This is a genomic window from Serratia sp. SSNIH1 (genome assembly GCF_002935055.1).
Lineage (GTDB): Bacteria > Pseudomonadota > Gammaproteobacteria > Enterobacterales > Enterobacteriaceae > Serratia > Serratia nevei.
Window position 1 is genome coordinate 961,815 of sequence record NZ_CP026383.1, and the last position, 13,585, is coordinate 975,399.

The window sequence follows — 13,585 nt, forward strand, 5'->3', positions numbered from 1 at the left end:
GTCAATTAAACCGGCAGCTCGCCGCGGGCGGCCTTGCGCTTGTAGACCATGATGGTCAGCACCAGCGGGATGACGATCGCCACCAGAATTGCCAGCGAGTAAATCAGCCAGAACTGCGGCTTGATAGACAGGATGCCCGGCAGGCCGCCGACGCCGATGCCGTTGGCCATCACGCCGTCCAGGCCGCAGATAAGGCCTGCGATGGCGGAGCCGATCATCGCGCACAGCATCGGGAAGCGGTATTTGAGGTTGATGCCGTACATCGCCGGTTCGGTCACGCCGAGGTAGGCGGAGATCGCCGCCGGCACTGAAATTTCACGCTCGTTGGCTTTGCGGCTGATGATGATGATGCCGAGCACCGCCGAGGCCTGCGCGATGTTGGACAGCGCAATCAGCGGCCATACCGGGGTGCCGCCCATGCTCTGGATCATCTGCATGTCGATGGCCAGCGTGGTCTGGTGCACGCCGGTGATCACCAGCGGTGCATACAGGAAGCCGAACAGCGCGGCGCCCACCGGGGCGAAGCTGCCGGTCATCACCGCTTTCACCGCCCAGGCGACGCCGTCGCCGATCATGCGGCCGAACGGCCCGATCAGCGCGTGCGCCAGGAACACCGCCAGCAGCAGCGAAACCACCGGCACCACCACCAGATAGAGATAGTCGGGGACGATCTTTTTCAGCCGGGTTTCGATCCAGCCCAGCGCCATGCCCGCCAGGATCGACGGGATCACCTGCGCCTGATAGCCGACTTTCTGGATAACGAACCAGCCGAAGTTCCACACTTCCGGCGTTTGCTGGCCGAGCAGGTAGGAGTTCATCAGCTGCGGCGACACCAGGGTGACGCCCAGCACGATGCCGAGCACCGGCGTGCCGCCCATCTTTTTCACCGTCGACCAGCAGATGGCCACCGGCAGGAACATGAAGATCGCTTCACCGAGCAGCCACAGGAAGTCGTAAACGGTTTTCCACGCCGGGTGCATCTGCGCCAGCGTTTGGCCGCCGGACATCGGGATGTCGCCGATCACGTTGCGGAAGCCGAGGATCAGACCGCCGCTGATCAGCGCCGGCAGCAGCGGGAAGAAGATCTCGGCGAAGTGGGAGATGGTGCGCTCGGTCCAGGTCATGTTCTGGCGCGCGGCGACCTTGGCCTGTTCTTTGTCGGCCTCGTTGACGCCGGTGCTGGCGATCAGCGCCTGATAGTAGTCGCCGACGTCGGTGCCGATCACCACCTGGAACTGCCCGGCGTTGGTGAAGCAACCTTTGACCATCGGCAGCTCTTCGATTTCTTTGGGGCTGGCCTTGCTGGGGTCATTGAGGACGAAACGCAGCCGGGTAATGCAATGGCTGACGGTGGCGATGTTCTCGCGGCCGCCGACCAAAACAATCAGGCGATCAATATCCTGCTGTTTTACTTTGCTCATTATGGGATACCTGCAGAGGTGTTGACTGAGTAATCATCAAAGCTTAGCCACTCGGCTTTTTGAATGAAATGGGAACGTTCCCGGTTTGGGGCGAGGATCACAAAATGACAAAAAATGGTCAAATTCCAAGCAGTTCGTCAGGAAAGTTTGCTGGGCACCACCAGGCGGCGGATCCCCTGTTCGCCGCTGAGCTGCGCCAGCAGCTGCTGCGCCGCCAGCAGGCCGGCGCTGCCGTAGCCGAACTCGACCGACAGGGTATCGGGGAACAGGAAGCTGAGCAGCGGGGTGTTGCCGATGGCGCACACCTGAATGGCGTGCGCCGGCTGTTGCTGAAGGTATTTGATCGCCCCCAGGGCGATGCTGTCGGAAGCGCAGATCAGCGCGCTGGTGTGCGAGTCGATCACTTCGGCGGCGTGCTGGAAACCGCTCTGGTAGCTCAGCTCGCCCAGCGTGGCGCGCGGCGTGAGCTTGAGGCGTTCACAGGCGTCGAGGTAGGCCTGATAGCGGCGCTGGCCGGTGGTGGCGTCGCTGAGCTGCACCCCCAGATAGCCGATATGCCGGTGCCCTTGCTGGTGCAGGCGGTCCATCAGCAGGTTCACCGCGCCGGCGTCGTCGTAGCAGACGGACGAAAAGCCGTCGTATTCACGCACCATCACCACCATTTTTTCCTGCCACGGTTTGAGCATCGCCGCAGTCAGGCCGGTGAAACCGAACAGGATCACCCCGTCGACGTTGCGCTGGCGCAGCACGTGCAGGTGCTCCTGCACCAGGCGGGTTTCGAACTGGCTCTCCATCACGATCGGGTCGAAGCCCTGCTGATACAGCAGCGGCAGCATGGTGCGCACCGCCTGGTTTTCCGACGGTGAATCGAGACGGGAAACGATGATGCCCACCACCTTGTCGCTCTGGCCGCGCATGGCGCGCGCCGACTTGGAGGGGGTAAACCCTTGCTGACGGATCACCGCTTCCACCCGTTCGCGGGTTTGCGGGCTCACGCTGCCTTCATTGTTCAGCACGCGTGAGACGGTGGATTTGCCTACGCCGCTCAGGCGTGCGATGTCCTTGATGGTCAGCCGGTTTTGCATGGTTTACTTTTCGTTGAAGTGGACAGGCGTAACATAAAGGCCTGTAAAACAATGCCCGTCAGCATAGCTCATTTTCCGACGCGGATCTTGATGCAAAACGGGATTGTGACATTGCGATGAACGGCCGCTCGTGCCGCTCTGTTTTTCCCTTTACCGGAGGTTATACCCCATATGGACCCCGACCCGACTGCTTTAGACACTCACTCGGTTCACCGGTAAAACCTCTCCGCCTGGCGCTGCTGTTTTACCGGTGAAGTACACACGGTAACCGGTGGCGCGCGCTTCGTCGTTCGCTCCTGCTGCTGAAAAAAAGAATAAGGATCTGCATTGGCAGAGGCTTTTTGGCGTGCCCGCCATCCGCCCGGCCGATGACGATCCCCGTTTACCCGCTGCCGTGAGGCACCGGGCGACGAGGTGCGAACCATGAAACTGAAAAAACTCCCCCGTCAGCTGCTGGGCCTGTTCGCCCGCGGCCTTCCGCGCCGTTTGGTGCGCCGCGACAGCCTGCTGGACAGCGTCGGCGGCGCTGCGCGCGATATGCCGGCCGGCCTGGCGCAGCAGCGGCTGGAATGCGCCGCCGCAGAGACGATGCAGCTGTTTGAGCGTTTCCACAGCCACCCGGAAGGCATCACCGCCCATGAGGCGGAGCAGGTGCGCCAGCGCTGCGGCGAGAACGTCATCGACGATCAGCAGAAAGAGGCCTGGTGGCAGCACCTCTGGCACTGCTACCGCAACCCGTTCAACCTGCTGCTGACCGCGCTCGGCATGATTTCTTATGCCACCGAGGATCTGACCGGCGCCTTGGTGATCGCGCTGATGGTGCTGATCTCCACGCTGCTGAACTTCATCCAGGAGGCACGCTCCAACCGGGCGGCCGACGCGCTGAAGGCCATGGTGAGCAACACCGCCACGGTGATCCGCAGCGATGCGCTCACCGGCAAGAGCGAGCACGTGGAGCTGCCGATCGCGCAGCTGGTGCCGGGCGATATCATCAAGCTGGCGGCCGGCGACATGATCCCGGCGGATCTGCGCGTGCTGTCGGCCAAGGATCTGTTCATCAGCCAGGCGGCGCTGACCGGCGAATCGCTGCCGGTGGAAAAATCCGCGGCGCCGCAGACGTTGGCGGCCGATCCGCTCGATTGCCAGAACCTGTGCTTCATGGGCACCAACGTGGTCAGCGGCACCGCGCTGGCGATGGTGATCGGCACCGGCGGCAACACCTATTTCGGCCAGCTGGCGCAGCGCGTCACCAGCCAGGATGAGCAGCCGAACGCCTTCCAGAGCGGTATCAGTAAGGTCAGCTGGCTGCTGATCCGCTTTATGCTGGTGATGACGCCGATCGTGCTGCTGATCAACGGCTACACCAAGGGCGACTGGTGGGAAGCGGCGCTGTTCGCGCTGTCGGTGGCGGTCGGGCTGACGCCGGAAATGCTGCCGATGATCGTCACCTCGACGCTGGCCAAAGGGGCGGTGAAACTGTCGCGCCAGAAGGTGATCGTCAAACGCCTGGACGCCATCCAAAACTTCGGCGCCATGGACATTCTGTGCACCGACAAGACCGGCACCCTGACCCAGGACAAGATCGTACTGGAGCGCCATACCGACGTGTTCGGCGCCAGCAGCGAGCGGGTGTTGCGCTACGCCTGGCTGAACAGCTTCTACCAGACCGGCCTGAAAAACCTGCTCGACGTGGCGGTGCTGAGCTGCGCGGAGCAAAATCAGCAGCCGGAAGCGCTGCAGCACTACCGCAAGGTGGATGAGATCCCGTTTGACTTCGTGCGCCGCCGCATGTCGGTGGTGGTAGCCAAGGACAACGAGTATCACGAGCTGGTGTGCAAGGGCGCGCTGGAAGAGATGCTGGCGATTTGCAGCCACGTGCGCCATGAAGACGAGGTGATCCCGCTCAGCGAGGCGCTGCTGGTGCGCATTCGCCGCATCACCGACGATCTCAACCAGCAGGGGCTGCGGGTGGTGGCGGTGGCCAACAAGATCCTGCCGGCGCAAACCCACGAATACGGCGTGGCGGACGAGTCGGATCTGATCCTCGAAGGCTACGTCGCCTTCCTCGATCCGCCGAAGGAGAGCACCGCGCCGGCGCTGGCGGCGCTGAAACAGAACGGCGTCACGGTGAAGATCCTCACCGGCGACAACGAGCTGGTGGCCGCCAAAGTGTGCCGTGACGTCGGGCTGGCGGCCGAGCACCTGCTGCGCGGCAGCGAGATCGAGCAGATGGACGACGAGCAGCTGGCGCAGGCGGCGGCGCGCACCACGGTGTTCGCCAAGCTGACGCCGCTGCACAAGGAGCGCATCGTCAAACTGCTGCGCCGCCAGGGGCACGTGGTGGGCTTTATGGGCGACGGCATCAACGACGCGCCGGCGCTGCGCGCGGCCGATATCGGCATCTCCGTCGATTCGGCGGTGGACATCGCCAAGGAAGCGGCGGACATCATCCTGCTGGAAAAAAGCCTGATGGTGCTGGAGCAGGGGGTAATCGAAGGGCGCCGTACCTTCGCCAACATGCTGAAATACATCAAGATGACCGCCAGCTCCAACTTCGGTAACGTGTTCAGCGTGCTGATCGCCAGCGCCTTCCTGCCGTTCCTGCCGATGTTGCCGCTGCACCTGTTGATTCAGAACCTGATGTACGACATCTCGCAGATCGCCATCCCGTTCGATAACGTCGACGACGATCAGATCACCCAGCCGCAGCGCTGGAACTCCGCCGATTTGGGGCGGTTTATGGTGTTCTTTGGGCCGATCAGCTCGATCTTCGACGTGCTGACCTTCAGCCTGATGTGGTGGGTATTCAAGGCCAATACGCCGGAAATGCAGACGCTGTTCCAGTCCGGCTGGTTCGTGGAAGGGCTGCTGTCGCAAACGCTGATTGTGCACATGATCCGCACGCGCAAAATTCCGTTTATCCAGAGCCGCCCGTCCTGGCCGCTGTGCATCATGACGCTGGCGGTGATCGCCACCGGCATCGGCCTGGTGTTCTCGCCGCTGGCCGGCTTCCTGCAGCTGCAGGCGCTGCCGCTCGGCTACTTCCCGTGGCTGGTGCTGATCCTCGCCGGTTACATGGTGCTGACCCAGTGCGTGAAAGGCTGGTTCGTGCGCCGCTACGGCTGGCAATAACCCGCTCGCCCCCTCCGGCCGGGAGGGGGCAACTGTGATCCCGTCCGCTTTTTCACCGCAACGGTTGGACATCTGTTCTGTGCTGCGTCTTTATCTACAGCGTTGGCTGTTTTCCCCTGCGCCTTTCAAGCCACCGCGTTGTTGGCTGTACGCCCGCCCCCCAGTTACTTAGCAGACCTAAGCGCCTGGGGATGCGGGCGCTTGCCGCCTAGCGGTGGTTTGAAATTCATTGGGGATATTTTGTTTTTTTCCTCTGAGGAATTTCCGATGCACAGACCTTTCCGTTATACGCTACTGGCTTCATCGTTATGGTTTTCTTGCGGCGCGCTGGCGCAGCCGGCGGGCGATCTGCCGCTGATGCCCTGGCCGCAGCAGGTGGAAGTGACGCAACCGGCGGGCAAGCTGATTTTGGATCACCAGTTGTCGTTAAGCGTCCAGGGTGACGACTTGGGCGACGCGCTGCCGCGCTGGCGCCAGCGTATCGAACTGCAGACCGGCTGGACGCTGGCACCGGCGGGTGAAGCGAAGGGCGGCGCGGCGATCAAGGTGGTGATCAAGGACCGGATGGCGGCGCAGCCGCTGCCGGGCAGCGACGAAAGTTACCGGCTGGCGGTCACGCCGCAGGGCGCCACGCTGACCGCCAACACTCGCTTCGGCGCGCTGCGCGGCATGGAAACCCTGCTGCAGCTGCTGCAGACCGACGGGCAAAACACCTTCCTGCCGCTGGTGGATATCCGCGACGTGCCGCGCTTCCCGTGGCGTGGCGTCTTGTTGGATTCGGCGCGCCATTTCCTGCCGCTGCCGGACATTCTCCGCCAGCTCGACGGCATGGCGGCGGCCAAGCTTAACGTGTTCCACTGGCACCTGACCGACGATCAGGGCTGGCGCTTCGCCTCCGAGCACTACCCCAAACTGCAACAGCAGGCCAGCGACGGCCAGTTCTACACCCGCGAGCAGATGCGGCAGGTGGTGGCTTACGCCACGGCGCGCGGCATTCGCGTGGTGCCGGAGATCGACATGCCGGGGCACGCCTCCAGCATCGCGGTGGCCTATCCCGACCTGATGAGCGCGCCGGGGCCGTATCGCATGGAGCGCGAGTGGGGCGTGCATAAGCCGACGCTCGATCCGACCCGCGACGAGGTGTATCAGTTTGTCGATACGATCGTCGGCGAGCTGGCGGCGATCTTCCCCGATCCCTATCTGCACATCGGCGGCGATGAGGTGGACGCCGGCCAGTGGCGGGCGTCGCCGTCGATTCAGGCGTTTATGCAGCAGAACGGGCTGGCGGATACCCATGCGCTGCAGGCCTACTTCAACCAGAAGCTGGAAAAGATCCTCGAGAAGCACCAGCGGCAGATGGTCGGCTGGGACGAGATCTACCACCCGTCGCTGCCGCGTTCGATCGTCATTCAATCCTGGCAGGGGCAAGACTCGCTGGGTGCCAGCGCCCAGGACGGCTATCAGGGCATTCTCTCCACCGGTTTCTATCTCGATCAGCCGCAAAGCACCGCCTATCACTACCGCAATGAAATTCTGCCGCAGCCGCTGGGGATCGAGACGGCGGTGCAGCCCGGCGAGCAGGCGCAAAGCTGGCGCTTCAGCATGCCGCGTCTGAAGGGCAGCGCGGTGGAGGGCAGCTTCACGCTGATCGAGGGTAAGCAGGGCTGGCGCGGCTTTATCGATTTCAACGGCAAATCGCGCCGCGCGGTGCACGACATCGTCTGGCGCACGCCGCAGCAGGTGACGTTCCGCGTCGATACCTGGATGGGCGACACGCGGCCGGTGTTCACGCTGCAGCAGGACAAGCTCAGCGGCTATACGCTGGTCGGCAACGTGCGTTACCCCACCCGCGGCGACAAGCTGGCGGCGGTGCCGGCGGGCAAGATGCCGGTGGTGCCGGACGAGAAAGGGCAGGCCAACATGCTCGGCGGCGAAGCGGCGCTGTGGGCGGAAAACGTGCGCGCGCCGCTGCTCGATCTCAAGCTGTGGCCGCGCGCCTTCGCGGTGGCGGAGCGGCTGTGGTCGGCGCAGGACGTCACCGACGAAAGCAACATGTACCGGCGACTGGCGGCGATCGACGCCTGGTCGGTGGTGTCGGTCGGCCTGCAGCAGCACGCGGAAACGGCGCGCGAATTCACCCGGCTGAGCAACAGCGTGCAGATCCTGCCGCTGCAGATCCTAGCCGAAGCGGTGGAGCCGGCGCAGTATTACACCCGCCAGCACCTGAAGTTCCAGGCCGGCAACTATCACCAGTTCGAACCGCTGAACCGCTTTGCCGATGCGCTGCCGCCGGAGAGCGGCGCGGTGCGCGACATGCATGCCCAGGTCGCGGCCTTGTTGCAGGATAAGCGCGATAAGGCGGCGGCGCAGGCGCTGCGGGAACGGCTGCAGCGTTGGCAGGCGAACGGCGCGGCACTGCAGACGGCGATCGCGGGCAACCGCACGCTGCGCGATCTGGCGCCGGTGGCGCAGGACGTCGATGCGTTGGCCACGCTGGGCTTAACGCTGCTGGATCGCCATCAGCAGGGCAAACCGCTGAGCCGGGCCGAGGCAGAGCAAGCGCAGCACCGGCTGGATGCGGCGGCGCAGACGCGCGACGAAGTGGTGATTGCGGCGGTGTACCCGCTGGAGGCGCTGCTGCGCGGGCTTAAAATGGAGTGAGGGTGACGGGGCTCGACGAGCTGAGCCCCGGTTTTGTTACGCTCGTAGCGAAAGCGGCGCATACCCGATGGCGTGCTGCAGGTAATTCAGCAGCAGCTGGCGGGTGAAGTGCGGCTCATCGATGCCGCTGCCCTGCAGGAAGCGTTGCAGGTTGCTGCAATCCCACCGATAGGTGTCTTGATAGAGCTCCACCGTCGATAGCTCGTCTACCATAGGATCTTTGAACAGGCTGAGCAGCGGGTACAGCGGCGCGTCGCTGTCGTTTTCCCATTGCGCCCGCCACTGCGCGAAAGGCAGAGGGTGGAAACGATAACCGAACTCGCGCTCCAGCAGGCTGAAAAACTCGCGCAGCGTCAGGTTATTGTCGCCCTGGTGGATCAGGTTGAATTTATGCCTCAACGCCTGCGGGTTGCGAGAGACGTGGGCGATGGCCTGCGTCATGTAATCTACCGTGGTCAATCCTTCGCGCAGATCCCGCAGATCCGGCACCGTGCCGCTGCTGATGCAGGTTTTCACCAGCCGCCCCCACCATTGATAATCGGCGTTGACGCCGGTGCGGCTGTGGCAGGTGGCGTAGCCCAGGCGGAAGGTCATCAGCGGCAGGCCCTGCGCCGCCGCCAGATCGGCGATCTTCTCCATCACCCATTTGCTGCGCACATAGCCGATATCGCGGCTTACTGCCTGCAGGTTTTGATCGATATCGTCGTTTTCACGCATCACCCGCTTGCCGGTATGCAGATGCCCCCAGCTGTATACGGAGATGGTGGACAGCAGCATCAGCGGTTTGGTGCGGGTATGGGCCGCGAAGCGAATGATTTCCCGCAGGCCCTGCACGTTGTCGCGCTTCATGTAGGAATAGGGCTGGATAAAATTCACCGCGCTGGCCGAATGGTAAACCAGGTCGATATCTTGGCTTAACGCCCTGTAGGCCGCAGGCGTCAGCGAAAAGTCGTGTTCCGCGACGTTGCCAGGCACGATATGAATGCGCGCGTGCTGGCTGGCGTTCAGCGCGATCCGGTAGCGCTGCAGCACCGCTTCCAGCCGCCGCATCGGCGGCGTTTCGGCGCCGTCGCGCACCAGGCAATACAGTGCGGCGTCGGTGGTGCGCAGCAGCTCGGCCAGCAAATGTGCACCGACGAAACCGGTGGCGCCGGTCAGTAAAATGGCGCGCGGGGCGCTGATTTGCCGCGTATCGAACGTCGGGTTGATGGTGATGCCTGGCGGCAGAAAGACATCATCCTGCAGGGCGCGTGTCGGATCGCCGTCTTGACGCCGAGGCTTGCTCTCCTGGCGCTGCAACATCGCCTGCGTCAGTTGCTCCAGGCTCGGATATTCATAGATGTCATGCACATAGCTTTTGACCGCGAACGCTTTACCCAAATCTGTCGCTAACCTGGCCGCCATCAGAGAATGTCCGCCCAGCGCGAAAAAATCATCGTCGGCGCGGATATGATCCACTTTCAGCAGCGTGCGCCACAGATCGGCGACGATCCGCTGGTGGCCGTCGAGCGGTTCAGCAGGGGCCGGCCGAGCCTCGGGCGCCAGGGCCAACAGCGCCGCCTGGTCGATTTTACCGTTGGCGTTGATCGGCAACCGATCCAGATGCCGGTACTCGGCGGGCAGAGAGTAGGCGGGTAGCTGATCCTGAAGCTGCTGTTTAACCCGTGCAATGAGATCGCCGCCGGGATCTTCACCGGTCAAAAACGCCAGGATCCGCTTGTCGCTCGGATTGTCCGTTTGATTGACGAGGGCGATGGCGGTTTTTACGCCGGAGACCTGCGTCATCAGGCTGCCGATTTCATCGAGTTCCACGCGATTGCCGCGGATTTTGATCTGCGCGTCGAGGCGCCCGAGGAACTGAATCTCACCGTTCGGCAAGCGGCGCGCCCGATCGCCGCTGCGGTACAGGCGTTGGCTGCCGATGTGCGGCGAAGTGACAAAACGTTCGGCGGTCAGCTGCGGGGCGTTCAGGTAGCCGCGCGCCAGGCAGGTGCCGCTGATGCAAAGCTCGCCAGGTTCGCCGTCGGCAACCGGCTGCAGCCGTTCGTCGAGGATGAAGACCTGGGTATCGGCGATGGGCCGGCCAATCGTGGACGGCGGGTTCTGCGTCGCACAGCGCACGCGGTTGTAAGTGGCGAAGATGGTGGCCTCCGTCGGGCCGTAGTAATCCACCACTGCATAGCCGATGCCGCGCAGCGTGACTGGGTTCAGCTTTTCACCGGCGGTGAACAGGTATTTCAGCGCCAGCCCGGCGGGCTGCGGCGCGCCGATGACCTCCGGCACCAATACCGTAGGGACAAAGGCGTGGGTGAGGCGATGACGGGCGAAGAAGGCCAGCAATGCGTCCGGCTGCAGGCGGGTCTCCTCGTGCGGCAGATACAGGGTGCCGCCGCAGATCAGCGGCGCCCAGATTTCCCATTGCGCCACGTCAAAACCGACGCCGGCAATCAGCGTGGAGCGGCTGTGTTCATCCATAGCGAACCGTTGGTTATGCCAGAGGAGCAGGTTTAACAGCGAACGATGTTCAATCATCACGCCTTTAGGCGTACCGGTGGTGCCGGAGGTGAAAATAATATAGGCAAGCGCGTCGGAGTCTGGCGGGGGAAATAGAGCTTCGTAATCTTTATTCAGGGAAATATTATCAATGGAAAGGGTTTTACGTGAGGGAGTGGCGATACTTTCATGAATTTCATGATTGCTGAACAGAATTATCGGTGAGCCACTTTTTTCGATAATATTGCGAATGCGCCGCTCGGGATAGCGGGCGTCAATGGGAATATAGCAGGCTCCGGCCTTGGCGATCGCCATCATGCCGATCGGCAATTCCACCGTACGCTGCGCGACCAGCGGCACGGCATCGCCGGGCCGAACCCCTTCCTGTTTCAGGCGCGTGCACAGTGCGCTGCTGGCTTCATCCAATTGACGGTAGGTCAGGTGTTTATTATCGCCGACGATGGCGGTTTTTTCCGGATAACGGGAAACCTGTCGGATAAAATAATCCAATACGCTAGGTGCCATGGTTATCTCCTGTCATTATTCACGGGGTGAAAGAAATGAAACAGCAATGACCCGGCCGGGTGAAAAACAATTATAGGCGTATTTTTATTGTGGAATTGTAAATGTGAGCGATATTACGCTATCGCTATAAATTAATTGAATTAATAAAATTCTTATCAATAAAAACGGCCAGTCTGCACTGGCCGTGATTCGCGTGCGTGTCGATTAACGACGCACGGCGATGGCTTCGATTTCGATCTTCACGTCTTTTGGCAGACGCGCCACTTCCACGCAGGAGCGGGCCGGGAACGGCGCGCTGTGCTCGGTGAAGAAGGCTTCGTACGCGGCGTTGACGGTGGCGAAGTCGTTCAGGTCTTTCACGAACACGGTGGTTTTCACGATGTCGGCAACGATCAGGCCGGCGGCTTCGACGATCGCTTTGACGTTTTCCAGCGACTGGCGCGCCTGAGCGGCCACGTCGTCGGCGACGGCGCCGGTTTTCGGATCGACCGGGATCTGGCCGGAAGTGATGATCATGCTGCCCAAATCAACGCCCTGCACGTAAGGACCAATGGCTGCCGGGGCGAGTTCAGTGCTGATATTACGTGACATGTTTTCTCCTGATAGACCCGTTGTCTTTCACGCCGCCGCGCGGTCGGCCGCAGCGTAAAATTCGGTGGGTAGCAACGTGGGTAGAGTTATTTTCAGGCATCCATTATAGGGAGTGACGCGCAGATTAACAGCGCCGCTCCCGCTAAAAGGGCAGAATTCAGTCGGCCTGCAACACCACCTGATGCTCGAACTCTTTCTCGCAGTAGCGGCACTTCAGGTGCACTTCGCCGTCGCGCGGCTTCACGCTGAAGCTCGACGCCACCGGCTCGCTGCGGCTGATGCAGTTGCTGTTCGGGCAGGTCAGCACGCCGTCGATGTGATCCGGCAGGCTGAGGGTCAGTTTGCGCACCACTTCATAGTTATCGATGCGGTTTACCGTGGCCTTCGGTGCGTACATCGCCAGCTGGTTGGCCTGCTGCTCGGTCAGGAAGGTGTTCTCGATCTTGATCAGATCCTTGCGGCCCAGCTCGTTGGAGGGCAGGTTCAGGCCGATGGTGATGCGCTGGTCGGTGGCGGTCAGCTTGAACAGCGTCAGCAGTTTGAAACCGATCTGCGCCGGAATGTGGTCGATCACCGTGCCGCATTTGATCGCTTCGACCTGCAGTTTATTGTCGTGAGTCATGGCGGTTCCCCCTTAAAGAGCCAAATCTGCGTTAAGCACCAGCGCCAGCAGCGCCTGGCGGGCGAAGATGCCGTTGCCCGCCTGCTGGAAGTAGTAAGCGTACGGCGTTTTATCCACGTCGGTGGCGATCTCGTCGATGCGCGGCAGCGGGTGCAGCACCTTGAGGTTGGCGCGCGCGCCGGCCAGATCCGCAGCGCGCAGCACGAACTGCGCCTTCACGTTGGCGTACTCGGACGGATCGAGACGCTCTTTCTGTACCCGGGTCATGTAGAGAATATCCAGCTCCGGCACCACTTCTTCAATGCTGCTGTGCAGGCTGTACTCGATGCCTTTCTCTTCCAGCATTTTCAGGATGTAGGCCGGCATCGCCAGCGCGTCCGGGGCGATGAAGTAGAAGCGGTTGCCTTCGAACTTGGCCAGCGCCTGGGTGAGCGAGTGCACGGTGCGGCCGTACTTCAGGTCGCCGACCATGGCGATGCTGAGGTTGCTCAGGCGGCCCTGGGTTTCCTGGATGGTGAACAGATCCAGCAGGGTCTGGGTCGGGTGCTGGTTGGCGCCGTCGCCGGCGTTGAGCACCGGCACGTTGCCGGAGAATTCAGCGGCCATGCGCGCCGCGCCTTCCTGCGGATGACGCATCACGATGGCGTCCACGTAGGTGCTGATCACCGAGATGGTGTCGGCCAGGGTTTCGCCTTTCTTGCCGAGCGAGGTGTTGCTGCCGTCGGCGAAGCCCACCACCGAGGCGCCGAGGCGGTGCATCGAGGTTTCGAACGACAGGCGGGTACGGGTCGAGGCTTCGAAGAAGCAGCTGGCGATCACCTTGTGTTTCAACAGTTCCGGCTGCGGGTTGGCTTTCAGACCGGCGGCGGTGCGCAGCACCAGCTCCAGATCCTCGCGGCTGAGATCGTTAATAGAGATGATGTGTTTGTGATACAGCGGGTTGGCCATTTTTCACTCCTCCTCGACGCGTGCCCGTGGCGCGGGACTTTGGGATATTCTCAAGGCAAAAAAAGCCCCTCAATGAGGGGCTTGAAACGATCGGTTTAGCAACAGGA

General features: G+C 62.1%; 8 protein-coding genes. 2 read left to right on the top strand and 6 right to left on the bottom strand.

The features are described from left to right. Window positions 1-5 precede the first annotated feature (5 nt). Entirely contained in the window at window positions 6-1,421 is a 1,416-nt protein-coding gene (gene treB / locus C3F38_RS04600; protein WP_019453304.1) for a PTS trehalose transporter subunit IIBC, read from the bottom strand. A gap of 137 nt (window positions 1,422-1,558) precedes the next feature. Then, complete coding sequence (treR, locus tag C3F38_RS04605; RefSeq protein ID WP_055317381.1) at window positions 1,559-2,506, bottom strand: trehalose operon repressor TreR; 948 nt, start codon at window positions 2,504-2,506, stop codon at window positions 1,559-1,561. A 423-nt stretch (window positions 2,507-2,929) separates the two neighbouring features. Here treR and mgtA point away from each other — a divergent pair, with 423 nt between their 5' ends. Beyond that, on the top strand, window positions 2,930-5,638 hold the full coding sequence (gene mgtA / locus C3F38_RS04610) for a magnesium-translocating P-type ATPase (RefSeq protein WP_055317382.1): 2,709 nt from the start codon (window positions 2,930-2,932) through the stop codon (window positions 5,636-5,638). 267 nt (window positions 5,639-5,905) lie between these two features. Continuing rightward, window positions 5,906-8,299 (top strand): beta-N-acetylhexosaminidase, encoded by a 2,394-nt coding sequence (locus tag C3F38_RS04615; RefSeq protein ID WP_055317383.1) that lies wholly within the window; start codon window positions 5,906-5,908, stop codon window positions 8,297-8,299. Between the two features lie 36 nt (window positions 8,300-8,335). On the opposite strand, the gene C3F38_RS04620 is transcribed toward C3F38_RS04615, so the two are convergent. The 4 genes from C3F38_RS04620 to pyrB all read right to left on the bottom strand — a co-directional run bounded on the left by C3F38_RS04620 (window position 8,336) and on the right by pyrB (window position 13,478). Then, window positions 8,336-11,317, bottom strand: coding sequence for a non-ribosomal peptide synthetase (locus tag C3F38_RS04620; RefSeq protein WP_055317384.1), 2,982 nt, complete (start codon window positions 11,315-11,317; stop codon window positions 8,336-8,338). A 204-nt stretch (window positions 11,318-11,521) separates the two neighbouring features. Next, window positions 11,522-11,908 (bottom strand): 2-iminobutanoate/2-iminopropanoate deaminase, encoded by a 387-nt coding sequence (ridA, locus tag C3F38_RS04625; protein ID WP_004933379.1) that lies wholly within the window; start codon window positions 11,906-11,908, stop codon window positions 11,522-11,524. A 157-nt stretch (window positions 11,909-12,065) separates the two neighbouring features. Next, the gene (gene pyrI / locus C3F38_RS04630) at window positions 12,066-12,530 is read right to left on the bottom strand and encodes an aspartate carbamoyltransferase regulatory subunit (protein ID WP_038879023.1); all 465 of its coding nucleotides are present in this window, start codon (window positions 12,528-12,530) and stop codon (window positions 12,066-12,068) included. Between the two features lie 12 nt (window positions 12,531-12,542). Then, a complete protein-coding gene (gene pyrB, locus C3F38_RS04635; protein WP_038879020.1) occupies window positions 12,543-13,478 on the bottom strand; it encodes an aspartate carbamoyltransferase in 936 nt (311 codons plus the stop codon). Between the last annotated feature and the right edge of the window lie 107 nt (window positions 13,479-13,585).